Source organism: Streptomyces sp. NPDC002513 (assembly GCF_053595355.1).
In genome coordinates, this window is the sequence record NZ_JBSFXK010000085.1 from 1 (window position 1) to 23,620 (window position 23,620).

Below are 23,620 nucleotides of genomic sequence, written 5' to 3' on the forward strand. Positions count from 1 at the left end.
CGCCCGGTTACATTTCGAACCCGGAAGCTAAGCCTTACAGCGCCGATGGTACTGCAGGGGGGACCCTGTGGGAGAGTAGGACGCCGCCGAACTAATTGTGGAGGAAACCCCCGTGCCAGTCGGCACGGGGGTTTTCTGCGTTCAGGACGAAATACCAACCCCTCCGCACCGCGACGTGAACGAGGCGGGTAAGGTCAGGGGGCATCGTTGGCTCGTTTCCGCAGGAGGCCCCCGGGTGGAGGTCCAGGAGACCCGCGTCCAGACAGACCGGGTCCTCACCATCCCGAACATCCTCAGTATGGCGCGTCTCGTTGGCGTGCCCGTCTTCCTGTGGCTGATCCTCAGGCCCGAGTTCGGCGGGCCGAAAAGCGACGGCTGGGCGCTGCTCGTGCTCGTGCTGAGCGGCGTCAGCGACTATCTGGACGGCAAGCTCGCCCGGCGCTGGAACCAGATCAGCAGCCTTGGCCGGCTCCTCGACCCCGCGGCCGACCGGCTCTACATCGCGTCGACGCTGGTCGGGCTCACCTGGCGCGGAATCCTGCCCCTGTGGCTGACCGGGGTGCTGGTGGCGCGCGAGCTGGTCCTGCTGGTGATGGTGGGCATCCTCAGGCGACACGGGTATCCACCGCCCCAGGTGAACTTCCTGGGGAAGGCCGCCACCTTCAACTTGATGTACGCCTTCCCGCTGCTGCTTCTCAGTGACGGAAGTGGTTGGATCGCGTCACTCGCTGCTATTTTCGGATGGGCGTTCGCCGGGTGGGGTACAACGCTGTATTGGTGGGCAGGAGTTCTCTACGTGGTCCAGGTCCGCCGCCTAGTCCGAGCGGATGCCATGGCCGATTGAGCTCGCCGGTTGGCGGCCCCGGTAGATCGATGGCCCGCACCGCGAAACTGCGGGACAATCTGAACCGGTGAAAGTCGGCTGGACCGTCGTCTCTTAGAGGAGGACGCTTCCGACATGAAGGCCGTCGTAATGGCCGGAGGCGAGGGCACACGCCTTCGCCCCATGACCTCAAGCATGCCCAAGCCGCTCCTGCCGGTGGTCAACCGCCCGATCATGGAGCACGTGCTGAGGCTGCTCAAAAGGCATGGGCTCCACGAGACCGTTGTCACGGTGCAATTCCTGGCCTCACTGGTCAAGAACTACTTCGGTGACGGCGAGGAGCTCGGTATGGAGCTCACATATGCCAACGAGGAGAAGCCACTCGGTACCGCCGGCAGCGTCAAGAACGCGGAAGAGGCACTCAAGGACGAACCCTTCCTCGTTATCTCTGGTGATGCTCTGACCGACTTCGACCTCACCGATCTGATCAATTTCCACAAGGAAAAGGGTGCCCTGGTCACCGTCTGTCTGACCCGTGTGCCCAATCCGCTGGAATTCGGCATCACGATCGTCGACGAAGAGGGAAAGGTCGAGCGCTTCCTCGAGAAGCCGACCTGGGGCCAGGTCTTCTCCGACACCGTGAACACGGGCATCTATGTCATGGAGCCCGAAGTCTTCGACTACGTCGAGCTGGATGTTCCCGTCGACTGGTCCGGTGACGTCTTCCCTCAGCTGATGAAGGAGGGCAAGCCGATCTACGGCTATGTCGCCGAGGGCTACTGGGAGGATGTCGGTACCCACGAGAGCTATGTGAAGGCACAGGCCGACGTCCTGGAAGGCAAGGTCGACGTCGAGATCGACGGCTTCGAGATCTCCCCCGGGGTCTGGGTGGCGGAGGGCGCGGAGGTACACCCCGACGCCGTGCTGCGCGGTCCGCTCTACATCGGTGACTACGCCAAGGTCGAGGCCGGAGCCGAGATCAGGGAGCACACCGTCGTCGGCTCGAACGTCGTCGTCAAGAGCGGGGCGTTTCTGCACAGGGCCGTTGTCCACGACAACGTGTACATCGGCCAGCACAGCAATCTGCGGGGCTGCGTGGTCGGAAAGAACACCGACATCATGCGCGCGGCACGGATCGAGGACGGCGCCGTCATCGGCGATGAATGCCTCATCGGTGAAGAATCGATCGTGCAGGGCAATGTCCGGGTCTACCCGTTCAAGACCATCGAGGCGGGCGCGTTCGTCAACACCTCGGTCATCTGGGAGTCGCGGAGCCAGGCGCATCTGTTCGGCGCCCGTGGCGTGTCCGGAATCCTGAACGTCGAGATCACCCCGGAGCTGGCGGTTCGGCTGGCCGGCGCCTATGCGACGACACTGAAGAAGGGGTCCACGGTCACCACGGCTCGTGACCACTCCCGCGGCGCGCGTGCGCTGAAGCGTGCCGTCATCTCCGCGCTCCAGGCCAGCGCCATCGACGTACGCGACCTGGAGAACGTACCGCTGCCCGTCGCCCGGCAGCAGACCGCGCGGGGCAGCGCCGGCGGCATCATGATCCGGACGTCTCCCGGGGTGCCGGACTCCGTCGACATCATGTTCTTCGACGGCCAGGGCGCCGACCTGTCGCAGGCCGGTCAGCGGAAACTGGACCGGGTGTTCGCGCGACAGGAGTACCGGCGGGCCTTCCCCGGTGAGATCGGGGACCTGCACTTCCCGTCCAGCGTCTTCGACTCGTACACCGGTTCGCTGTTGCGGAGCGTCGACACCTCCGGGATCGCCGAGTCGGGCCTCAAGGTTGTGGTGGACGCTTCGAACGGCAGCGCCGGTCTCGTCCTGCCCAGTCTGCTCGGCAAGCTGGGCGTGGACTCGCTGACGATCAACCCGGGTCTCGACGAGTCCCGGCCCACGGAGTCCGCCGAAACGCGGCGGTCGGGGCTCGTACGGCTCGGGGAGATCGTGGCGTCGTCGCGGGCGGCCTTCGGTGTGCGGTTCGACCCCGTGGGTGAGCGGCTGTCGCTGGTCGACGAGAAGGGCAGGATCGTCGAGGACGACCGGGCGCTGCTGGTCATGCTCGACCTGGTGGCGGCCGAGCGGCGCAGCGGGCGAGTGGCGCTGCCCGTGACCACCACGAGGATCGCCGAGCAGGTGGCGGCCTACCACGGGACGCAGGTCGAGTGGACCACCACCTCGCCCGACGACCTCACGCGCGTGGGACGGGACGAGTCGACCATCTTCGGCGGGGACGGTCGCGGTGGGTTCATCGTCCCGGAGTCCAGCAGCGTCTTCGACGGGACGGCGGCCTTCGTACGGCTCATCGGGCTGGTGGCGCGCACACAGCTCACGCTCAGCCAGATCGACGCGCGGATTCCGCGGGCGCACGTCCTCAAGCGTGATCTCGCGACTCCGTGGGCCGTCAAGGGGCTCGTGATGCGCCGGGTCGTGGAGGCGGCCGGCGACCGCTTCGTCGACACGACCGACGGCGTGCGGGTCGTGGAGGCGGACGGGCGGTGGGTACTGGTGCTGCCCGACCCCGCCGAGGCCGTCACACATCTGTGGGCCGAGGGTCCCGACGACGCTTCCGCGCAGGCCCTGCTGGACGAGTGGGCGGCGGTCGTGGACAGCGCCGGCCGGTAAAACGCCCCCACGCGCGCGTGCCGGACAAGTGTCCCCAAGGGGGCCTGTCCGGCACGCCGGTGGGGCCATTCGGAGGTATCGCGCGCGACGTGCGACGATGTGCGGCATGCCGCAGCCGCCCCCCGTTCGGAGCACAGTCGCGCGCCTCCCGCGTCCGGACGCGTCCATGTCGTTGCTCACCAACGTCATGGACCACAGCCTCGACGACGGATACGCCGAGGCCGACGCCCGGAAGAAGGCCGAGGGCGCCGGCGGTATGCCCAGGACGGTGCGTGCCAGACTCGGCCTCGCGGTTGGGCTCGTGCTCGCCGCCCTCGTGGTGACCGTGGGCGCCGCACAGGCCCGTATAGCGGCCCCGACGGTCGCCAAGGAGCATCAGGAGCTGATCGACCGCATCGAGCGGGAGACCGCGGCCGCGGACAAGCTCGAGGCCACGGTCGACCACCTGCGAGACGACGTGAGCGCGCGGCAGCGTGCGGCCCTGAAGAGTCACGGCGGCGGAAGCGACCTGGTGGGAATCCTGTCGGGTGCCGTCGCCGTGCACGGCCCCGGTGTGAAGCTCGTCGTGAACGACGCCAAGGAAGCCACCACGGGCGGTAACGGCAATCCCCGTGAGACCTCGGGCTTCTCCGACACCGGGCGCGTACGCGACCGCGACATGCAGCGCGTCGTCAACGGGCTGTGGGAGTCGGGGGCCGAGGCGATCGCGATCAACGGACAGCGGCTGACGGCCCTGTCGGCGATCAGGGCAGCGGGGGACGCGATACTGGTCGACAACAGGCCGTTGGTGCCGCCGTACACGGTGCTCGCGGTGGGGGACGGCCAGCGGCTCAGCACCAGGTTCCAGAACAGCGCCGACGGGCTGTACCTGCATGCGCTGCAGCAGAACTACGGGATCCGGACAGCCATTTCCACCGAGGCCGACGTCCGGCTGCCCGCCGCACCAAGTGTGATCGTACGTACAGCACAACAGAGCACAGGGAAGGGCACATCGTGATCGCCGTACTGGGCCTCGTCGTCGGAGTCGTGGTCGGCCTGCTGGTCCGGCCCGAGGTTCCAGCGGTCGTCGAGCCCTATCTCCCGATCGCCGTCGTGGCGGCGCTGGACGCCGTGTTCGGCGGGCTGCGGGCCATGCTCGACGGCATCTTCGACGACAAGGTGTTCGTCGTGTCGTTCCTGTCGAACGTGGTGGTGGCGGCGCTGATCGTGTTCCTCGGCGACAAGTTGGGCGTCGGCGCGCAGCTGTCGACCGGTGTCGTGGTCGTCCTCGGAATCCGGATCTTCTCCAACGCCGCGGCGATCCGCCGGCATGTGTTCCGGGCGTGAGGCCGATGAGCAACGACGACGCGAACCCCAGGCCTGAGCAGGACCACAGGCCTGAGCAGGACCACGGGCACGAGCAGGACCACGGGCACGAGCAGGACCACGGCCGCGAGCGGAGCCCCGAGCACGAGCAGCACCACAAGCATGTACGGGGCCATGGGCACGGGCTGCAGTACAAGCAAGTGCGGGGTCCCAGGCACGACCAGCACGCCAAGCATGACCGGGGTCCTGGGCCCGAGCACCGGCTGCGCAGGGAACTTCCGCAGGAGGTCCCCGCACCGGTTCCCGGGAGCGTGCGGGCACCCGAGGAGGCCGATGATCCCGAGGCCGCACTGACCGGTCGTCAGCGACTGGTGAAGGGGCTGTGGCCGCGGCGGGTCACCCGGGCCCAACTCATCGTCGCGCTCCTGCTGTTCGGCCTGGGTTTCGGCCTGGCCGTACAGGTCGCCTCCAACAGCGACGGAAGCAGCGCCCTGCGCGGTGCGCGCCAGGAAGATCTTGTGCGCATCCTCGATGAACTGGACAACCGTACGCAGCGTCTTCAGGACGAGAAGCAGGGTCTCGAAGATCAACGGACCGAGTTGGAGAACAGCTCGGACCGCGCCGAGGAGGCCCGCAAGCAGACCGCCGAGAAGGAGAAGCAACTCGGCATCCTTGCGGGCACGGTCGCGGCGCAGGGACCCGGGATCACGATGACCATCGGGGACGCGAAGGGAACGGTCCAGGCGGACATGCTGCTCGACGCGATCCAGGAGCTGCGCGCGGCCGGTGCGGAGGCCATCGAGGTGAACGGCGTACGGGTCGTCGCCGGCACGTATCTGTCGGATTCCGGGAAGAGCGTGAGCGTCGACGGGAACAAGATCACCCGGCCCTATCGTTTCAAGGTCATCGGCAAACCGCAGGACCTGGAGCCGGCGCTCAACATCCCGGGAGGTGTGGTGCAGACCCTCGAGAAAGAGCAGGCCACGGTCACCGTGGAGCGTTCGACGAAGATCGTCGTCGACGCCTTGCGTGCGGTGAAGGAGCCTGACTACGCTCGGTCGTCCTCCCAGTGAACCGGGGGTGCATGGAGCCCGTCCGGCGAGGGCATCAGGTTGCGGGGGGTCGGCGCACCGAATGAGTGGTGCGTGGTGGAAACTGTCTGGTGGACACGGACGTTGTCAGGATGTCCGGGTCAGCCGGTGTATGCAGTCAGGGTTCGTCCTGCCCCACGGGCGGGTCTGTTTCGGTCAAGGGGAATCGCCCGTGAAGTTGTTTGCGAAGTTGTTCGGCAAGAGCGCGCGAGAGGGCAGCGACAACGCGTCCGCCCGTCATCGCGCACGGCCGCAAGACGCGGAGGGCCAGCGCCCGCTGTTCCGGGACCAGCTCACTGGTCCGGGTGGTGACATTTCCGGAGGCCAGGGCGCGCCGTCTGTTGACCCTGGCGCGTCCGGCCCCATAGGTGTCGGGGGCATGCCCGCCCTGGTGTGTCCGAGGTGCGGCTACCGCAACGCGGCGAACAGCCGCTTCTGCTCCAACTGCGGCGCTCCGCTTCGGCCCGGGGCGGTTCCGGAGCGCGCGTCCGAGACCACGTCCACGATCTCCATTTCCGGTCTGGAGGCATACGACGCGGAGGTGACCGGCCAGACGGCCGTGCCCACGCTCTCCCCGGAGGCGCAGGCGGCGGTCGACGCGCTGCCGTTCGGCTCGGCGCTGCTGGTGGTGCGCCGCGGCCCCAACTCGGGAAGCCGCTTCCTGCTGGACAGCGACCTGACCACGGCGGGGCGTCATCCTCAGAGCGACATCTTCCTGGACGATGTGACGGTCTCGCGCCGCCATGTGGAGTTCCGCCGGGGCCCGGACGGATCGTTCTCGGTCGCCGACGTCGGCAGCCTGAACGGTACGTACGTCAACCGTGAGCGCATCGACCAGGTCCTGCTCCACAACGGCGACGAGGTGCAGATCGGCAAGTACCGGCTGGTCTTCTACGCCAACCAGCGGGGCGTCTGACCCTCCCCCGGACTCTGTCCGGGGGGACCCCCAGGGAAGGTCCCATGCTTCACACACCGAGCGGCGGTGCCGACAGCGGCACCGCCGCCCCGGACAGCGGGCTGATGAGCATCGGCACCGTGCTGAACGTGCTGCGCGAGGAATTCCCCGAAGTCACCGTCTCCAAGATCCGCTTCCTGGAGTCGGAGGGGCTCATCGAGCCGCAGCGCACCCCCTCGGGGTATCGCAAGTTCAGCGTGCGTGACGTCGAGCGCCTCGGTCACGTGCTGAGGATGCAGCGGGACCACTATCTGCCGCTCAAGGTCATCCGCGAGCACCTGGATGCCCTGGAGCGGGGCGAAGAGGTGCGATTGCCGTCCCTGGGCCGTCCGCGTGACACCGGGGACGGGGAGCTGCTGGGGGACCTCCTGGGCGATCCGGAGGCCGCTCCGGCCGCGCGGATCGGCCGCGACGCACTGATGACGGCCGCCGGGATCAGCGCCGAGCAGCTCGCGGAGTGGGAGTCATACGGCCTGGTCACGCCCTATGCGGAGGGGATGTACGACGCCGAGGCCGTTACGGTGGCCACTCTGCTGGCTGAACTGGGCGGGCACGGCATCGAGCCGCGCCATCTGCGGGTGATGAAGGCTGCCGCGGACCGCGAGGCGGGCCTGGTGGACCAGGTGGTCGCTCCGTTGCGGCGCCACCGCAATCCGCAGACCAGGGCGCACGCCGAAGCCCGTACGAAGGAGCTGGCCGGGCTGGCGGTGAAGCTGCACGCGGCGCTGGTGCAGTCCGCTCTGGGCGTGCGGCTGCCCTGAACCGGAGGGTTCGCCGTCGGCGGATCGGCCCGCCCTTCTGTGCCCGACTACCCAAACATCCCGACCACGGCCTAGGGTTGCTGTGTGAACGAGCTCGATGTCGTAGGTGTCCGGGTCGAGATGCCCTCCAACCAACCGATCGTGCTCCTGCGTGAAGTGGGAGGCGATCGCTACCTCCCCATCTGGATCGGCCCCGGGGAGGCGACGGCGATCGCATTCGCCCAGCAGGGTATGGCCCCCGCGAGACCGCTGACGCACGACCTGTTCAAGGACGTGCTGGAAGCCGTCGGCCAGGAGCTCACGGAAGTACGCATCACGGATCTGCGTGAAGGCGTCTTCTATGCCGAGCTGGTTTTTGCCAGCGGCGTCGAGGTGAGCGCCCGCCCCTCCGATGCCATAGCGCTGGCCCTGCGCACCGGGACGCCGATCTACGGCAGCGATGGGGTGCTGGATGACGCGGGTATCGCGATCCCGGACGAGCAGGAGGACGAGGTCGAGAAGTTCCGCGAGTTCCTCGACCAGATCTCTCCGGAGGACTTCGGTACGAGCAGCCAGTGACGGTGTCCCTGCGGGGTGTGTCGGACGGGATGGTGGGCCGAGGGGCGGCTGCGTCGTACGCACGGCGCCCCTGGGTGACCGGGCGCCCGGGCTCGGTGGTCGCTTACGGGACCGGACCGAGGCGGCTCGCCGTGAAGCCGGCCGCTCGGTCAGGAGCCGTGAAGCCGGATCCGGGCACGCGTCATCCGCGAGATCCCCGTCGAGGGCCTGTACGACGTCTCACGATGCGCCGCCAGAGCATTCGGCTAGCCTTTCCCCGCGGTGGTGCAGGGGAAACCACTCCTAGGGTGATTATCACTCGGCGTGCCGAGTGTGGCGATCGTTGACGCACCCCTGGTGACTGCCTACCGTCGAGAAGGCAGGTCAAGGACGGAGGTCGGCGTGAGAAGCAGCGGCGGCGGTACGGCAGGGGGGGCTCCCGGACGCAGTCTGGGAGAGAGCGGTCCGTACCCTCCCCCGAGCTCTCGGTTCCGTTCGAGCGGGGGATACCCCCAGCACAGCGACGCGGCCCCTCAGCGGCCGACCGCCGTACCGGGCGACGCGGAAACGGATTCCGAGAGCGTCGGCTATCGCGGCCCCACGGCGTGCGCCGCCGCGGGCATCACCTACCGGCAGCTGGACTACTGGGCCAGGACGGGACTCGTCGAACCGAGCGTGCGCCCCGCCTCCGGGTCGGGGACCCAGCGACTGTACAGCTTCCGCGATGTCGTCGTACTCAAGATCGTCAAGCGCTTCCTCGACACCGGTGTGTCCCTGCAGAACATCCGCACCGCCGTCCAGCACCTCAGGGAGCGCGGTTTCCGCGACCTGGAGCGGATGACCCTGATGAGTGACGGCGCGACGGTCTACGAGTGCACCTCACCGGACGAGGTCCACGCGCTGCTCCAGGGCGGACAGGGCATCTTCGGCATCGCCGTGGGCGTCGTGTGGCGGGATGTGGAGAACGCGCTGTCGCAGCTGCACGGGGAGCGGGTCGACACCGGGGAGACCCTCGTCGGCCACAATCCGGCGGACGAGTTGGCGCGGCGCCGTAATCGGGCCGTCTGAGACGCGCCGCGACGACCGGTGGCATTGTCAGTGGCGTAGGGCAGCATCGGAGATGTGAGAACCGCGCCCACGATCCTGCATCTCGACATGGATGCCTTCTACGCCTCGGCGGAGCAGGCAGCCAAGCCGAGCCTGCGCGGGAAGGCCGTCGTCGTGGGCGGGCTCGGGCCCCGCGGGGTGGTGGCGACGGCGTCGTACGAGGCCCGTGTGTTCGGGGTGCACTCGGCGATGCCGATGGCCCAGGCGCGCCGGCTCGCGCCGAACGCCGCGTATCTGACGCCGCGCTTCGGGCTCTACCGGCAGATCAGCGAGCAGGTCATGGGGCTGCTGAGGGCCCTGTCGCCGCTGGTGGAGCCGTTGAGCCTCGATGAGGCGTTCGTGGACCTGGAGGCCGGGGGAGCCGCCTGGGACGAGGAGTCGGCGCGGCTCGTGGGGGTCAGGCTGCGCGCGGACATCCGGTCGGTCACGGGTCTGACGGGCTCGGTGGGACTCGCCGCCTCCAAGATGCTCGCCAAGATCGCCTCCGAGCAGGCCAAGCCGGACGGCCTGGTGCTGATCCCGCCGGGCACCGAGCGGGCCCTGCTCGGCCCCCTGTCGGTGCGCACGCTGCCGGGGGTCGGGCCCGCTACCGGGGACCATCTGCGGCGGGCCGGGATCACCACGGTCGACGAGATCGCCGAGGCGGGCGAGGACGAGCTGGTCAGGCTGCTGGGCAAGGCTCATGGGCAGGCGCTGTACGCCATGGCCCTGGCCCGGGACGAGCGGCCCGTCGTGGCGGAGCGGGAGGCCAAGTCGGTCTCGGTCGAAGACACGTATGACGTCGACATCCACGACCGGGTCCGGGTCGGACTGGAGGTGCAGCGGCTCGCGGACCGTTGTGTGCGACGGCTGCGGGACGCCCGGCTGTCGGGAAGGACCATTGTGCTGAAGGTACGCAGGTACGACTTCTCGACCCTGACCCGCTCCGAGACCCTGCGCGGCCCCACGGACGACCCCGCGGTGGTACGCGAGGCGGCCGCGCGGCTGCTGGAGTCCGTGGACACCACCGGCGGGGTCCGGCTGCTCGGCGTCGGCGTCAGCGGGCTCGCCGACTACACGCAGGAGGACCTGTTCGCCCAGGCACACCTGGCGGCCGGGGAGGCGGTGGCCGAGGAGCGTCCGGAGGAGGAGGCCGCCGCCGAGCCCGTCGAGGAGGAGCCGACGGCACCGGCCGAGCCGGTCTGGCGCGCGGGGCAGGACGTGCGGCACATCGACCACGGGCACGGCTGGGTGCAGGGCAGTGGGCTGGGCAGGGTGACGATACGGTTCGAGACGCCCGACTCGGGGCCGGGGCGCGTGCGTACGTTCCGCACCGACGACCCAGGGCTGGAGCCGACGGACCCGCTGCCCCTGGTGCCACCAAGGCCCGAGGCCGCCGAAGAGAGCCTCGGGCCCGCCGAGGCAGGACCCGAGGCGGCCGAGACGCGGGCGGGCAGCGGGGCGTGAGGGCGCGCCGACGGTCCGTGGAGCATGGCGGCGTCCGGGATCTGAACGGTGGCGGTGAGCAGCGGGGCGGGAGGACGCCGCGGGCCGGGACGGGGCCGTGACAAGGCCGTAGAGCAGCGTGGGGCCGGCACGGTCCCACGGCCCATCGACGCGCGGGGGAGGCCCGCTCTCAGGTCCCCTCGGGCTTCGCGAGCCGCCCGAAGTCGCGGTCCGGCGGCGCGGGCGGCGGGGCCACATCGAGGCCGTAGTGGTGGTAGAGCTGCAGCTCCTGTTCGGGCGAGAGGTGCCGTCCGACGCCGAAGTCGGGTGCCTCCTTGATCAGCGCACGTTCGAAGGGCACGTAGAGCGTGCCCTCGACCAGTCGGCTGGGCTCCAGCGGCACGAACGCGTCCCTGCTGAACAGACCTGTCCGTATGGCAGCCCACTCCGGCACCCCGGTCGCGTCGTCGAGATAGACCTCGTCGATCGTGCCGATCTTGACCCCATTGCGGTCGAACGCCTTGCGGCCGATCAGATTCCGCGGATCGATATCGGTCTGCACGGTCCCTCCAACTGGTCGCAACACATCCGTCAGCACTACAAAAGAGCACATTCAGCACGACGGCCACTCGAAGGTTGCCTGGTGGTCCCCGCTGGTAGTCTGGCAAGCGGCTGCTGACCCCGTGCGGGAGAGTCCTCCGGAGCGATCCGGAGGCGCCGAAGGAGCAAACCCTCCCCGGAATCTCTCAGGCACACGTACCGCACGGACGAGGTCACTCTGGAAAGCAGGGCGGGTGTCGACGGCTCCCGCTCTCACCGACGGTGAAAACCGGAGCGCCTTCGGGCGGACCGGTGAAGCTCTCAGGTCGAGATGACAGAGGGGGAGGCCGTCGGGGTACCCGCGCCGGGGTGCCCCTCGAAGGTCGCGTCAGACCAGGAGGCCTCCGCAATGACCGCCCATCGCATTCCGCTCTCCGAGCTCGAACAGGGAACGCCCTTCGAGCAGCGCCACATCGGGCCCGACCAGGAAGCGCGGGCCAAGATGCTCGCGCAGGTCGGCTACGGCTCGCTCGACGAACTCACGGCCGCCGCGGTCCCGGATGTGATCAAGAACGCCGATGCCCTCGACCTGCCGGGCGCGCGCACCGAGGCCGAGGTGCTGGCCGAGCTGCGCTCGCTCGCCGGCCGCAACCAGGTCCTCGACTCCATGATCGGTCTCGGATACCACGGCACCTTCACGCCGCCGGTGATCCTCCGGAACGTGATGGAGAACCCGGCCTGGTACACCGCGTACACCCCCTACCAGCCGGAGATCTCGCAGGGCCGGCTCGAGGCGCTGCTGAACTTCCAGACCATGGTCGCCGACCTCACCGGCCTGCCGACCTCCGGTGCCTCCCTGCTCGACGAGGGCACGGCAGCCGCCGAGGCGATGGCGCTGTCCCGGCGCATGGGCAAGAACAAGAAGGGCCTGTTCCTGGTCGACGCGGACGCGCTGCCGCAGACGATCGCCGTGATCCAGACCCGTGCCGAGCCCACCGGCGTCGAGGTCGTCGTCGCCGACCTCGGCGACGGCATCCCGGCCGAGGTCGCCGGGCGGGAGATCAACGGCGTACTGATCCAGTACCCGGGCGCCTCCGGTGCCGTACGCGACATCAGGCCGGTCATCGAGCAGGCCCACGAGCTGGGCGCGCTCGTCACCGTCGCCGCCGACCTGCTCGCGCTCACGCTGCTGACCTCGCCCGGCGAGCTGGGCGCCGACATCGCCGTCGGCACCACCCAGCGCTTCGGTGTGCCGATGGGCTTCGGCGGCCCGCACGCCGGCTACATGGCCGTGCAGGAGAAGTTCGCCCGGAGCCTGCCGGGACGGCTCGTCGGCGTCTCCGTGGACGCGGACGGACACAAGGCGTACCGGCTGGCGCTGCAGACGCGGGAGCAGCACATCCGCCGGGAGAAGGCGACCAGCAACATCTGCACCGCCCAGGTGCTGCTCGCGGTGATGGCCGGGATGTACGCCGTCTACCACGGGCCCGAGGGCCTGCGGACCATCGCGCGACGCACGCACCGGTACGCCGCGATCCTCGCCGCGGGACTCACCGCAGGCGGAGTCGAGGTCGTCCACGGTTCCTACTTCGACACTCTCACCGTGCGGGTGCCGGGCCGGGCCGACGCGGTCGTCACCGCCGCCCGCGAGCGGAGTGTGAACCTGCGCCTCGTCGACGCCGACCATGTGTCGATCGCCTGTGACGAGACGACCGGCCGGGCCCAGCTCGGAGCCGTCTGGACCGCGTTCGGCGTCGAGGGCGATGTCGCGGCGCTGGATACGACGGCCGAGGACGCGCTGCCGCAGACGCTGCTGCGCACCGACGACTACCTCACGCACGTGGTCTTCCACCAGCACCGTTCCGAGACCGCGATGCTGCGCTACCTGCGCCGGCTGGCCGACCGCGACTACGCGCTCGACCGGGGCATGATCCCGCTGGGCTCCTGCACCATGAAGCTGAACGCGACCACCGAGATGGAGCCGGTGACCTGGCCCGAGTTCGGGCAGCTGCACCCCTTCGCGCCCGCCGAGCAGGTACAGGGCTACCTCACGCTCATCCGTGAGCTGGAGGAGCGGCTCGCCGAGGTCACCGGCTACGACAAGGTCTCCCTCCAGCCCAACGCCGGTTCGCAGGGTGAGCTGGCCGGTCTGCTCGCAGTGCGCGGCTACCACCGCGCCAACGGCGATGACCAGCGCACCGTGTGCCTCATCCCGTCCTCCGCGCACGGCACGAACGCCGCCAGCGCCGTCATGGCCGGTATGAACGTCGTCGTCGTGAAGACCGCGGAGGACGGCGAGATCGATGTCGAGGACCTGCGCGCCAAGATCGAGAAGTACCGCGACGAGCTGGCCGTGCTGATGATCACCTACCCGTCTACGCACGGTGTGTTCGAGGAGCACGTCGCCGACATCTGCGCCGCCGTGCACGAGGCCGGAGGCCAGGTGTACGTCGACGGTGCCAACCTCAACGCCCTGGTCGGCCTCGCCAAGCCCGGCCACTTCGGCGGCGACGTCTCGCACCTCAACCTGCACAAGACGTTCTGCATCCCGCACGGCGGCGGCGGCCCCGGCGTCGGCCCGGTCGGTGTGCGGGCGCACCTGGCGCCGTACCTGCCGAACCACCCGCTGCAGCCCGCGGCCGGTCCGGAGACGGGCGTCGGCCCGATCTCGGCCGCCCCGTGGGGCTCGGCGGGCATCCTGCCGATCTCGTGGGCGTACGTCCGGCTCATGGGCGGGGAGGGCCTCAAGCGGGCCACGCAGGTGGCGGTGCTCTCCGCCAACTACGTCGCCAAGCGCCTGGAGCCGCACTACCCCGTCCTCTACACCGGCCCGGGCGGCCTGGTCGCGCACGAGTGCATCATCGACCTGCGCCCGCTGACCAAGGCGACCGGTGTGAGCGTCGACGACGTCGCCAAGCGGCTGATCGACTACGGCTTCCACGCACCGACCATGTCGTTCCCGGTGGCAGGCACGCTGATGATCGAGCCGACCGAGTCCGAGGACCTCGCCGAACTCGACCGGTTCTGCGACGCGATGATCGCCATCCGTGCCGAGATCGAGAAGGTCGGCTCGGGGCAGTGGCCCGCCGAGGACAACCCGCTGCGGGGCGCCCCGCACACCGCGGCGGCGCTCGGCGGCACGTGGGAGCACGCGTACACGCGTGAGGAGGCCGTCTTCCCGGCCGGCGTGTCGGCCGCGGACAAGTACTGGCCGCCGGTGCGCCGCATCGACCAGGCCTTCGGCGACCGCAACCTGGTCTGCTCCTGCCCGCCGCTGGACGCTTACGACGAGTAATCGCCGCGGGATATGCGTCGGGGCCGGTGCGGAGCGTATGTCTCCGGCCGGCCCCTCGTGTCACGGGGGCAGTATGTGCCCCTCGTAGCGCGGGGCAGCGTCTGCCCCGCGCGCGCCGCTCAGGCGGCCGTCGTCACCCGGTCGATGCCCAGCGGGCGGTGCGGGGCGATGATCTGGCCGTCGGGCAGAAGCTCACCGGTGTCCTCGAAGAGCAGAACGCCGTTGCACAGCAGGCTCCATCCCTGCTCCGGGTGGTGCGCCACGAGACGGGCGGACTCCCGGTCGGCGGATTCGGCGGTCGGGCACGGTGGCTGGTGCTGGCACATGGTGGATGGGATCTCTCGCTCTGTCGTGACGGGTGAGATGGCTGTCGTGTCTGTCCTGCGGCTCGTCGTGTCGTTCATGGCCGCCCCCCGTTGGCGATACGTTCCGGGACCAGTGTTGCCCCACGGCCGTCAATCCGCAGGCATTTCGCTGTACCGGTTCTCACAGGTTCATGACGCGTCACCCGTGCGGACGGTTCGGCCCAACTCCCCTGTCTCTTCCGGCGGTTTGCGATGGCCGGAAGGGGCTGGTGAGGGCGGGCAGGCCCTCACTTCGTCTCTCGTACGAGCACGGTGGGGCACGTGCGAGCGAGGGGCACGCGGGCGTTTCGACGCGCGCACGGAACGTGCCCCGCGGCTGTTTCCGGCGGCGGGGCACGGGTCGGGGACGGTGCTGGTGCCTAGGCGGGCGAGCCGAGCAGCGGGGCCGGAGTCATGCGCAGGGTGAGCACCGGCAGGAGGTCGGCGGCGCGATGCGGGCGGTGCGCCGCTATGCCGGGCGGGGCCGGGGCGAGCGGAACCAGGAGATCGGTCGCCGCCAGGGAGCCGGACGCGCCGTCGGCGGAGCAGTCGCCGTGCAGCCACAGGGTGAGCATGTACAGCTTCGGCACGGACAGCAGCCGGGCCTGGTAGGGCTGTGTCACCGACTCCGCCTGGCGCAGGGCGCGTTCGGTGGCGGCGATGTAGGGGCCTTCGAAGAAGTGCGAGAACGCCCAGCCGTCAGGGGTGAGCATGGTCTCGGCGGCGGCGACGGCGCGGTCCCCGGAGCGCATGAGGAAGCGCCACCCCGCGAGCCGGGTGGTCCACTCGCCCGTGGGAGTGATCCGGTCCAGTACGTGCACGGGCAGCGGGAGTTCGGGTGTCACGGGTCCCTGGGCGGCTCGCAGGGACGGAGTACGAGCCTCCTGGACCGCGGTGGGGGAACCGAGTGCCGTGAGGACGGAACGGAGAGCGGGCGCGGGTGCCGGGGGGACATGCAGCAGCATGGTGGGTCGCCTCTCATTCGACAGGCACGGTGGCGCGGGGGCGATGCGGGAAGGGCGGGCGGACGTCGCTGTCAGCTCTGGGGGTCAGAGGAGCGGGGGAACTGCGCCCGGACGAATGGAGGCGCTGTGACGACAGGCCCAGGACCGTGCACGCCGACTCTCTCTGCCCCGTCCGGCGAGTTTATACGACGCGTGTTCATACAATGTTTCGGCTAGTCGTCCCGCACATGACGAACAAGGGGATATCCGGTCGCTGATTAGCGGGATTCGTCCCGATATCGCGCGGGGCCTCCCAGGCGTGACCTCGGATTACTCGTCCGTAGCGGTCGGCCGATTCTCATCGACGTTTTTTACGTCGGGGTTGCGTCATGAGATTGCGTGCGCATGCCGGGGGAATGTGCCCGGAGCCGCTGCCCGCCAGCCTAGCGGGTGGCGGCCGTACGCGGGGGCGTTATCGATCGCGTTGCCGGGGCATCATCCACCGTGACCCAGGACAGCAGCGGCCGGTACGTCGGCCTGCCCATCCTAGGAGGGATGTGCTCGATGGGAGAGAAGGTCGTGGCAGGGGCGTTCGACCTCTCCGATCGTCAGCGCTACCGCGACAAGCTCAGGCGGTGTCTGACGGGACTCGCGCGACTGCTGGAGGAGGAGAGGTTCGACCGCCCGAAGAACCTCATGGGTCTGGAGATCGAATTGAATCTCGCCGGACCGGACGGCATGCCGAGAATGATGAATGCTCAAGTGCTGGAAAGGATTGCAAGCCGAGATTTTCAAACAGAACTCGCCATGTTCAATCTGGAAGTCAACATAGCTCCACACCGGCTGGGTGGCAGGGTGTTCGACCGGCTTGCCGAAGAGTTGCGCATCTCGCTCGCCTATGCCCACCGGAAAGCGAACGAGGTCGACGCCGGCATCGTGATGATCGGTATTCTGCCGACGCTCGACCGCGACGACCTGGTCTCCTCCAACCTCTCCGCCGTCGACCGGTACACCCTGCTCAACGACCAGATCGTGGCCGCCCGCGGCGAGGACTTCACTCTCGACATCGACGGGGTGGAGCGGCTTGTGTGCACCTCCCGCTCGATCGCGCCCGAAGCCGCCTGCACCTCCGTCCAGTTGCACCTCCAGGTGACCCCGGCGCGCTTTCCCGACGTGTGGAACGCGGCGCAGGCGGTCGCGGCGGTGCAGATCGCCCTCGGCGCCAACTCGCCCTTCCTGTTCGGACGTGAGCTGTGGCGCGAGTCCCGGCCGCCGCTGTTCCAGCAGTCCACCGACACCCGGCCGCCCGAACTGCAGGCACAGGGGGTACGGCCGCGCACCTGGTTCGGGGAGCGCTGGATCACGTCGGCCTACGAGCTGTTCGAGGAGAATCTGCGCTACTTCCCGCCGCTGCTGCCGATCTGCGACGACGAGGATCCCCTGGGCGTGCTCGACGAGGGCGGCACACCCAAGCTCGCCGAACTCGTCCTGCACAACGGCACGGTGTACCGCTGGAACCGGCCGGTGTACGGCATCGCCGACGGCGTCCCGCACCTGCGGGTGGAGAACCGGGTACTGCCCGCCGGCCCCACCGTCGTCGATGTGATCGCCAACGCGGCCTTCTACTACGGCGTCGTCCGCGCCCTCGCCGAGGACGCGCGGCCGGTGTGGACGCGGCTGCCGTTCGAGGCCGCCGCCGCCAACTTCGACGATGCCTGCCGCCACGGCATCGAGGCACGGCTGCGGTGGCCGCGGCGCGGGCGGTACGGCGGGATCGCCGAGGTGGAGGCCGTGGACCTGGTGCGCGACGAACTGCTGCCGCTCGCCGCGGCGGGGCTCGACGCGTGGGGTGTGGAGCCGGCCGACCGGGACCTGTACCTCGGTGTGATCGAGGAGCGGTGCCGGCTGCGGGCCAACGGCGCGACCTGGCAGGCGGCCACCTTCCACCGGGCCCTGGAGCGGGGACTCGACCGGGACGCCGCGCTGGCCGCCACGACCCGGCGGTACGGCGAGCTGATGCACGGGGGCGAGCCGGTGCACACCTGGCCGGTCGGGTTAACGGAACCGGTGCTGCTGGGCTGAGCGGCGCCTTCCGCCCTTGTCGTGCCCTTTCCTTTGGTGGCGTTCCGTGCGGCGTCCGCGTTCCGTGCGGCGTTCCCGTTCCGTGCGGCGTCCGCGTTCCGTGCGGCGTTCCCGTTCCGTGCGGCGTCCGCGTTCCGTGCGGCGTTCCCGTTCCGTGCGGCGTCCGCCTCCGCGGCCTGTCACACACGATCTCGTAACCGGGCGAAGATGGAACGTGGCGGGATCGCTCATTGCTCAACAGGAGGCGGGAGTGCAGGTGGAGGCAGGGTCGGTGGCCGAATCTTTTCCGGCGAAGCAGCCGACGCGACGGATGCTCCGTGACGAGGCGCTGCTGGTGCTGGCGTTGTCGCTCGGCGCGAGCGGGGTGTCCGCACTGATCAGCTTTGTCGGCTCGGTCACCAAGCCGGGAGGTCTCAAGGACCAGGCGGCGACCCTCAACGCCTCGGCCGCACCAGGCCGCCCCTGGCTCGATCTCGCCTGGCAGCTCTTCGGCATCACCACGGCACTCGTGCCGGTCGCGCTCGTCGCGCACTTCCTGATGCGCGAGGACACGTCGCTGCGTACGCTCGGCTTCGACCGCACGCGGCCGTGGCCGGACCTCGGGCGCGGGGCGCTGATCGCCGCGGTGATCGGTTCCACCGGCATCGCGTTCTACCTGGCCGCCCGGGGCTCCGGCGCCAACCTCACGGTGGTGCCGGAGGCGCTGCCCGACGTGTGGTGGAAGTTTCCGGTACTCCTCCTGTCGGCGGTGCAGAACGCGGTCCTGGAGGAGGTCATCGTCGTCGGCTATCTGCTGCGCCGGCTCGGCCAGTTGGGCTGGACCCCTGGCACGGCTCTGGTGGCCAGCTCGGTGCTGCGCGGCTCCTACCACCTCTACCAGGGCATCGGCGGCTTCCTGGGCAACATGGTGATGGGCGTGGTCTTCGTCTACCTGTACCGGCGCTGGGGCCGGGTCGGGCCGCTGGTGGTGGCCCACTCGCTGCTCGACATCGGGGCGTTCGTCGGGTACGCGCTGCTCGCGGGGAAGGTGGGCTGGCTGCCCACGGCGTGAGGGGTGACATCGGCGGCAAGGGGCGCACGCCCCTTGCCGCTTGGCCGCGCGGGTGGCCTCAGCCGAGCAGTTCGCCCTCGATCACGGTGACCGCACGGCCGGTGAGCAGGGTGCGGTCGCCGCGCAGCGCGGTGCGGACGCGGCCCGACCGCGGCGAGGCCTGCAGACCGACGAGGTCCGGGCGGCCGAGGCGCTCGGACCAGTAGGGGGCCAGGGCGGTGTGGGCGCTGCCGGTGACCGGGTCCTCGTCGATGCCGACGTTCGGGAAGAAGCAGCGCGAGACGAAGTCGTACCCCCGGGAGGGGTCCTCGGCGCGGGCGGTCGCGATGACGCCTCGCTCGGAGTGGCGTCCGAGCGCCCTGTGGTCGGGGGTGAGGCCGAGCACGGTCTTCTCGTCGGCGAGCTCGACGATCAGGTCGCCGACGCCGGGGCCGGTGTCGAACGCGGTGCGGAGCTCGGCGCCGAGGGCGTCGGCGAGCCCCTCGGGGATCTCGGCACGGGTGAGGGGAGCGGTGGGGAAGTCCAGGGTGACGGAGCCGTCCTCGTGCGGCGCGGCGCTCAGTACCCCACTGCGGGTGGCGAAGCGCACGGGGCCCTCGTGGGCGCCCGTGGTGTGCAGCACATGGGCGGTGGCGAGGGTCGCGTGGCCGCACAGGGCGACCTCGGTGGCGGGCGTGAACCAGCGCAGCGCCCAGTCGGCCTCGCCGCCGTCGGGCAGACGGTGGGCGAACGCGGTCTCGGCGTGGTTGACCTCGCGGGCCACGCTCTGGAGCCAGTCGTCCTCCGGAAACGTGTCGAGGAGGAGGACACCGGCCGGGTTGCCGGCGAAGGGGCGGTCGGTGAAGGCGTCGACGATTCGAATCCGCATGGGCCGACACTAGTGCCGCGGCAGGCAACGTTTGCCCGTTAAGGAGCGGCGTCCGGTGCGTGCTCTGGGGGTCCCCCCGGCCGAAGGCTGGGGGAGTGCCGGCCGGAAGACCTCGTACTGGATGTACTTGGGCTTTCGGGCGGTGCGGCGAGAGGGGGTACCCCCTGCTCGAAGAGCTTGGGGGAGCGTGCCGGGCGTCGCGACGGGGTGAACGTTGCCTGTCGGGGCACTAGACTCCGCCGGACGGGCCGGGCCAAGGCCGATCCGGAGTGGCTGGACCGTCCCTGTCGCAACGACGCGGCAGTCGTCGGCCATGCCGCTCACCTGCCGGGACGTGATCGGGTGAGACGCGTGGACCAGGTCCGTCGGGCTAGGGCGTCAAGGGATGTTCGGGTTTCCGGGCCAGAAAAGTGGCGATCGTCCTCTTCACTCCGCCGTCCGGCGCCTGCAGCAGCTTCGCGGTGACGACGAGTCCGGCCTGCTCCAACAGCGCGGCGAGTCGGTCCGGCGGTTGCAGGTGGGAGGCGAAGGACACCGGATGGCCTCCATAGGCTTGCGTCGGACGCAGACACACATCGTCCCCCACGTAGCCGGCCATCATCAGATGGCCGCCGGGTGCGAGCGTGCGATGGAATTCGGCGAACACGGTGGGCAGCAGCTCCGGTGGCGTGTGATGGGTGGAGTAGTAGGCCAGGATGCCGCCGAGCTGGTTGTCCCGGATCGCCAGCGCGGTCATCGAGCCCACGGTGAAGTTCAGGCTCGGGTAGGCCAGCCGGGCCAGTTCGATCATTTTCGGGGACAGGTCGACGCCGAACGCGGGCAGCCCCAGGCCTGACAGATGCGCCGTGACCTTGCCGGGCCCGCATCCCAGGTCCGCGACCGGCCCCCCGAGGTCGGCCGCCCGCACGATTTGGGCGAACGTGGCCAGCATGGCGCGTGACAACGGGTCCAGCTCCGCCGGGGACTTGACGAGTTCCGCGTAGGCGGTGGCGACGGTGTCGTACGACTCGCGGACGGCGGCGAGGTAGGGGAGCTGAGTCATGCCGACGACTGTAGAGGAGGGCCCACCCCGGTCGGGTGAGCCATCTGTCCCGTCTCACATGATCTGGTCCGGATCCAGAGCCGTGACCTGCGGCGACCAGATCAATTGAGATACCGGACCGCCGAAAGTCTCGAGCGAACTGGTCCCGGAAGCCTGGAGATCGCGTTTTGTCTCAGTTGGTCTGGTCCGTTCCTGATGTCCCGGTGCCCGGCGCGTGCGGACCGGGGGCCAAGTGGCTTGGGAAGCCGCAGCGGGGATTCTCGCAGGAGAGAGCGACGTCAGGCTTGGCGGGCAGAGGTGGTGAGCCGGTCGGCGAGCGCGATGACGAGGTCTCGGAGTTCGTCCGGTCGCTCGATGACGAACGGCCGGTCGAGCGAGGCGAGTACGGGAGGCAACCAGTCGAGCCGCTCTGCTCTCAATTCGACATGGAGCCAGCGCTCGGTGTGCGGATCTGTTCCTTCCGCGGGCGCGGGCGCCTCCACGCTCGCAACGCTGGCTGGGAGTCGGGTGCGGATCTGTCCGACCGTCCCATGGATCCGCAGGGTCACTTCATGCCGGTACGCGGCCTTGGCGAGCCCTGACACGACGCGCTGTGCCGGATCGAGTTCAGCGGGCGGCTCGAATGAGCCTGGCAGCGTCCTCGCGTCCTCGATGCGATTGAGCCGGAAAGTCCGATCGTGGCCGATCTCGGGATCGGTGCCGGTGACGTACCACCGGCCCGAATGGGTGACGATCCCGTACGGGTGTAGCGTGCGTTCGCTTCGTCGGCCGTCTCGGGCGGTGTACCTGATCGAGATCGGGCGGCGATGGCGTACCGCATCGGCAATGGCGAGCAGGACCCCCGTCTCAGGGGTGGCCAACTCGCCGGGCGGAGCCGTGAAGGCGAGGGATTCCATGACGGCGTCGAGCCGACGGGCCAGCGGCTCGGGCAGTGCCCGGCGGATCTTGGCCGCTGCCGTCTCGCCCGCGGTCTCGGTCGCCGTCAGCAACCCCGTCCTGCGGCCGGCGACGAGGCCGAGCAGCACGGCGAGCGCCTCGTCGTCGTTGAGCATGAGCGGAGGAAGGCGATACCCGGGGGCGAGCCGGTACCCGCCGTAGCGGCCACGGACCGCCTCGACGGGGATGTCGAGGTCGACCAGGTGGTTCACGTACCGCCGCACGGTGCGCCCGTCGACGCCGAGCCGGTCGGCGAGTTCGGCCATCGTTCTGATGCCGCCCGACTGCAGGAGTTCCAGGAGGGTGAGCACGCGGCTGGTAGGTCGAGCCATGTTCACGAGCTTAGCGTTGATACCGGACCGATTCTGTCCACTATTTGCTCTAGCGTCCGAGGTGCAACGGCTTCACCAACCTGAGGAGAGCACCGTGGACTTCGTTTCGACCCGGATCATCACAGGAGATGTCGCGCGCCTCGTCGACTTCTACGAGCGAGCCATCGGAGTGCGGGCGGACTGGTCCACCGAGGACTTCGCCGAGCTGCGGACCGCCAGCGCGACCCTCGCGATCGGCAGCAGCCGCACCGTGGCACTGTTCGCGCCCGGCTCCGCCCGTCCGGCCGACAACAGCACCGTGATCATCGAGTTCCTCGTCGCCGACGTGGACGGCGTGTACCAGAACCTGGCCGATTTCGTCGCCGACTTCGTGACCGAGCCCACCACGATGCCCTGGGGCAACCGGTCGCTCCTGCTCCGTGATCCTGACGGCAACCTCGTCAACTTCTTCACCCCTGTCACGCCTGTGGCCATCGAGAAGTTCGCTCGCTGACGACAGCGCGGCCGCCCGGGCGGGGCCAGTCCAAGCGACACGTTCTGTCCACCGGACAACGCCGACGGGCGGCGGTTGGACACCGAGTGGTTCGGTCAGATTCGAGCGGCACTCGACGGGCAGAGGGCGGCGCCGCTCAGACCATGCGTCGTAGCGCGGTCTCCACGGCATCGACCAGCGGATCGCCTTCGGTCCGCGGGTGCCTGGCCAGGCCGAGTTCGATGTCCGGCAGGCTGGGCAGGGCGTCCGCGTCGTGGCACGCCATGGCCGGTTCGAGATTCCCGGGCAGCACCGCCGTAACGCCGAGCCCGGCCCGCACCGCGGCGAGCACACCGACGAGACTGTTGCTCTCGAACGCCACCCGCCAGCGGCGGTCGGCACCTTCCAGCCCTTCCAGCACCGACGCACGCCATGTGCACGGGCCCGAGAACAGCACCACCGGCAGCGGATCGGCAGCCACGTCCACACCCTGGCCGACCGCCCAGACCAGCGGTCGGCGCACCGTCCAGCGCGGCCGGCCGGGAACGTCCGCCGCCTCGTCGAGCACGAGTTGGACGCGTCCCGCGTCGTACGCCTCGCGCCTCGCGTCGCCGGAGAGGCTGAGCACCTCAAGCGTCGCGCCTGGATGCAGCCGGGCGAGGTCGGCGAGGGCCTGCGGAAGCTGGGACGCGGCGAGGTCTTCGAGCAACCCGACGCCGCAGTGGCCGGTCAGTGTGCGGCCGGCTTCGGTGAGTGCCTGCGCGGAGAGCGAGAGGATGCGCTCCGCGTAGGGCAGGAGTTCGTCACCCGCGCGGGTCGGCGAGACGCCGGTCGTGGACCGGAGGAGCAGGGGGCTGCCGACGGTGCTCTCAAGCTTGCGCAACTGCTGGCTGAGCGCGGGCTGGCTCTGCCCCAGCGCGCTTGCGGCGCGGCTGATGCTGCCCGCCCGCACAGCGGTGACGAACGACCGCAGCAGTACGATCTCTAGTAGGGCTTTGTTAGGTCCTGTGGTGGGGTTCGGGAGTGGGGGCGGGTTGGCCGCATATCGAGCAGGCGCCGGTCCAGGTGGCCAGGATCTT

At 69.6% G+C, this 23,620-nt stretch carries 21 protein-coding genes, 1 rRNA gene and 1 riboswitch; of the genes, 15 read left to right on the forward strand and 7 right to left on the reverse strand.

Going from position 1 to position 23,620, the window contains the following annotated elements; all coding sequences use genetic code 11:
* From rrf to ACWD5Q_RS32760, 11 genes are all read left to right on the forward strand, one after another.
* Positions 1–92: ribosomal RNA gene (rrf, locus tag ACWD5Q_RS32710) — 5S ribosomal RNA — on the forward strand; the annotation flags it as partial.
* A gap of 143 nt (positions 93–235) precedes the next feature.
* A complete protein-coding gene (locus ACWD5Q_RS32715) occupies positions 236–844 on the forward strand; it encodes a CDP-alcohol phosphatidyltransferase family protein (RefSeq protein ID WP_451430704.1) in 609 nt (202 codons plus the stop codon).
* A gap of 114 nt (positions 845–958) precedes the next feature.
* Positions 959–3,454 carry a sugar phosphate nucleotidyltransferase gene (locus ACWD5Q_RS32720; protein ID WP_451430705.1) on the forward strand — a complete coding sequence of 832 codons (2,496 nt, stop codon included), beginning with the start codon at positions 959–961 and terminating at the stop codon, positions 3,452–3,454.
* Between the two features lie 166 nt (positions 3,455–3,620).
* A complete protein-coding gene (locus tag ACWD5Q_RS32725; protein WP_451430706.1) occupies positions 3,621–4,451 on the forward strand; it encodes a DUF881 domain-containing protein in 831 nt (276 codons plus the stop codon).
* Positions 4,448–4,780, forward strand: coding sequence for a small basic family protein (locus tag ACWD5Q_RS32730; RefSeq protein ID WP_019708255.1), 333 nt, complete (start codon positions 4,448–4,450; stop codon positions 4,778–4,780). Before ACWD5Q_RS32725 ends, ACWD5Q_RS32730 begins: the two co-directional genes overlap by 4 nt.
* Positions 4,781–4,785: 5 nt before the next feature.
* Positions 4,786–5,832: a DUF881 domain-containing protein gene (locus tag ACWD5Q_RS32735; RefSeq protein ID WP_451430707.1), complete on the forward strand. Its 1,047-nt coding sequence runs from the start codon at positions 4,786–4,788 to the stop codon at positions 5,830–5,832.
* A gap of 61 nt (positions 5,833–5,893) precedes the next feature.
* Complete coding sequence (locus tag ACWD5Q_RS32740; protein WP_451430708.1) at positions 5,894–6,766, forward strand: FHA domain-containing protein; 873 nt, start codon at positions 5,894–5,896, stop codon at positions 6,764–6,766.
* A gap of 44 nt (positions 6,767–6,810) precedes the next feature.
* Positions 6,811–7,566 carry a transcriptional regulator FtsR gene (gene ftsR, locus ACWD5Q_RS32745; RefSeq protein WP_451430709.1) on the forward strand — a complete coding sequence of 252 codons (756 nt, stop codon included), beginning with the start codon at positions 6,811–6,813 and terminating at the stop codon, positions 7,564–7,566.
* 84 nt (positions 7,567–7,650) lie between these two features.
* Positions 7,651–8,124 carry a bifunctional nuclease family protein gene (locus tag ACWD5Q_RS32750; protein ID WP_004002801.1) on the forward strand — a complete coding sequence of 158 codons (474 nt, stop codon included), beginning with the start codon at positions 7,651–7,653 and terminating at the stop codon, positions 8,122–8,124.
* Positions 8,125–8,505: 381 nt separating this feature from the next.
* On the forward strand, positions 8,506–9,171 hold the full coding sequence (locus ACWD5Q_RS32755) for a MerR family transcriptional regulator (RefSeq protein WP_451430710.1): 666 nt from the start codon (positions 8,506–8,508) through the stop codon (positions 9,169–9,171).
* Between the two features lie 54 nt (positions 9,172–9,225).
* Positions 9,226–10,656 (forward strand): DNA polymerase IV, encoded by a 1,431-nt coding sequence (locus tag ACWD5Q_RS32760; RefSeq protein WP_451430711.1) that lies wholly within the window; start codon positions 9,226–9,228, stop codon positions 10,654–10,656.
* A 169-nt stretch (positions 10,657–10,825) separates the two neighbouring features.
* Here ACWD5Q_RS32760 and ACWD5Q_RS32765 read toward each other — a convergent pair whose 3' ends face one another.
* A complete protein-coding gene (locus ACWD5Q_RS32765; RefSeq protein WP_451430712.1) occupies positions 10,826–11,197 on the reverse strand; it encodes a PRC-barrel domain-containing protein in 372 nt (123 codons plus the stop codon).
* Positions 11,198–11,311: 114 nt separating this feature from the next.
* A riboswitch (glycine riboswitch) is annotated at positions 11,312–11,407 on the forward strand.
* A gap of 177 nt (positions 11,408–11,584) precedes the next feature.
* Here ACWD5Q_RS32765 and gcvP point away from each other — a divergent pair.
* A complete protein-coding gene (gcvP, locus tag ACWD5Q_RS32770; protein ID WP_451430713.1) occupies positions 11,585–14,470 on the forward strand; it encodes an aminomethyl-transferring glycine dehydrogenase in 2,886 nt (961 codons plus the stop codon).
* Positions 14,471–14,589: 119 nt separating this feature from the next.
* On the opposite strand, the gene ACWD5Q_RS32775 is transcribed toward gcvP, so the two are convergent.
* The gene (locus tag ACWD5Q_RS32775; RefSeq protein ID WP_451430714.1) at positions 14,590–14,796 is read right to left on the reverse strand and encodes a DUF5999 family protein; all 207 of its coding nucleotides are present in this window, start codon (positions 14,794–14,796) and stop codon (positions 14,590–14,592) included.
* Between the two features lie 398 nt (positions 14,797–15,194).
* Complete coding sequence (locus ACWD5Q_RS32780) at positions 15,195–15,779, reverse strand: hypothetical protein (protein WP_451430715.1); 585 nt, start codon at positions 15,777–15,779, stop codon at positions 15,195–15,197.
* A gap of 543 nt (positions 15,780–16,322) precedes the next feature.
* Between ACWD5Q_RS32780 and ACWD5Q_RS32785 the strand changes: the two genes are divergently transcribed.
* Together ACWD5Q_RS32785 and ACWD5Q_RS32790 are read left to right on the forward strand one after the other, a co-directional pair.
* Positions 16,323–17,840 (forward strand): glutamate-cysteine ligase family protein, encoded by a 1,518-nt coding sequence (locus ACWD5Q_RS32785; RefSeq protein ID WP_451430716.1) that lies wholly within the window; start codon positions 16,323–16,325, stop codon positions 17,838–17,840.
* Between the two features lie 250 nt (positions 17,841–18,090).
* Positions 18,091–18,891 (forward strand): CPBP family intramembrane glutamic endopeptidase, encoded by an 801-nt coding sequence (locus tag ACWD5Q_RS32790; protein WP_451430717.1) that lies wholly within the window; start codon positions 18,091–18,093, stop codon positions 18,889–18,891.
* Between the two features lie 58 nt (positions 18,892–18,949).
* Here ACWD5Q_RS32790 and ACWD5Q_RS32795 read toward each other — a convergent pair whose 3' ends face one another.
* The 3 genes from ACWD5Q_RS32795 to ACWD5Q_RS32805 all read right to left on the reverse strand — a co-directional run bounded on the left by ACWD5Q_RS32795 (position 18,950) and on the right by ACWD5Q_RS32805 (position 22,069).
* Positions 18,950–19,759, reverse strand: coding sequence for a PhzF family phenazine biosynthesis protein (locus ACWD5Q_RS32795; protein WP_451430718.1), 810 nt, complete (start codon positions 19,757–19,759; stop codon positions 18,950–18,952).
* 370 nt (positions 19,760–20,129) lie between these two features.
* A complete protein-coding gene (locus tag ACWD5Q_RS32800) occupies positions 20,130–20,801 on the reverse strand; it encodes a class I SAM-dependent methyltransferase (RefSeq protein ID WP_451430719.1) in 672 nt (223 codons plus the stop codon).
* A 278-nt stretch (positions 20,802–21,079) separates the two neighbouring features.
* On the reverse strand, positions 21,080–22,069 hold the full coding sequence (locus ACWD5Q_RS32805; RefSeq protein ID WP_451430720.1) for a helix-turn-helix transcriptional regulator: 990 nt from the start codon (positions 22,067–22,069) through the stop codon (positions 21,080–21,082).
* 94 nt (positions 22,070–22,163) lie between these two features.
* Here ACWD5Q_RS32805 and ACWD5Q_RS32810 point away from each other — a divergent pair, with 94 nt between their 5' ends.
* On the forward strand, positions 22,164–22,562 hold the full coding sequence (locus ACWD5Q_RS32810; RefSeq protein ID WP_451430721.1) for a VOC family protein: 399 nt from the start codon (positions 22,164–22,166) through the stop codon (positions 22,560–22,562).
* A gap of 136 nt (positions 22,563–22,698) precedes the next feature.
* Here the strand turns inward: ACWD5Q_RS32810 and ACWD5Q_RS32815 are convergent.
* Positions 22,699–23,620: LysR family transcriptional regulator (locus ACWD5Q_RS32815; RefSeq protein ID WP_451430722.1), on the reverse strand; the 922-nt coding region annotated here is incomplete at its 5' end.

Coding starts and splice junctions, on each gene's coding strand:
- ACWD5Q_RS32720 (WP_451430705.1), top strand. CDS start 959: ATGAAGGCCGTCGTAATGGCCGGAGGCGAGGGCACACGCCTTCGCCCC.
- ACWD5Q_RS32725 (WP_451430706.1), top strand. CDS start 3,621: ATGTCGTTGCTCACCAACGTCATGGACCACAGCCTCGACGACGGATAC.
- ACWD5Q_RS32735 (WP_451430707.1), top strand. CDS start 4,786: ATGAGCAACGACGACGCGAACCCCAGGCCTGAGCAGGACCACAGGCCT.
- ACWD5Q_RS32740 (WP_451430708.1), top strand. CDS start 5,894: ATGAGTGGTGCGTGGTGGAAACTGTCTGGTGGACACGGACGTTGTCAG.
- ftsR (WP_451430709.1), top strand. CDS start 6,811: ATGCTTCACACACCGAGCGGCGGTGCCGACAGCGGCACCGCCGCCCCG.
- gcvP (WP_451430713.1), top strand. CDS start 11,585: ATGACCGCCCATCGCATTCCGCTCTCCGAGCTCGAACAGGGAACGCCC.
- ACWD5Q_RS32775 (WP_451430714.1), bottom strand. CDS start 14,796: ATGTGCCAGCACCAGCCACCGTGCCCGACCGCCGAATCCGCCGACCGG.
- ACWD5Q_RS32780 (WP_451430715.1), bottom strand. CDS start 15,779: ATGCTGCTGCATGTCCCCCCGGCACCCGCGCCCGCTCTCCGTTCCGTC.
- ACWD5Q_RS32785 (WP_451430716.1), top strand. CDS start 16,323: ATGGGAGAGAAGGTCGTGGCAGGGGCGTTCGACCTCTCCGATCGTCAG.
- ACWD5Q_RS32795 (WP_451430718.1), bottom strand. CDS start 19,759: ATGCGGATTCGAATCGTCGACGCCTTCACCGACCGCCCCTTCGCCGGC.
- ACWD5Q_RS32800 (WP_451430719.1), bottom strand. CDS start 20,801: ATGACTCAGCTCCCCTACCTCGCCGCCGTCCGCGAGTCGTACGACACC.
- ACWD5Q_RS32805 (WP_451430720.1), bottom strand. CDS start 22,069: ATGGCTCGACCTACCAGCCGCGTGCTCACCCTCCTGGAACTCCTGCAG.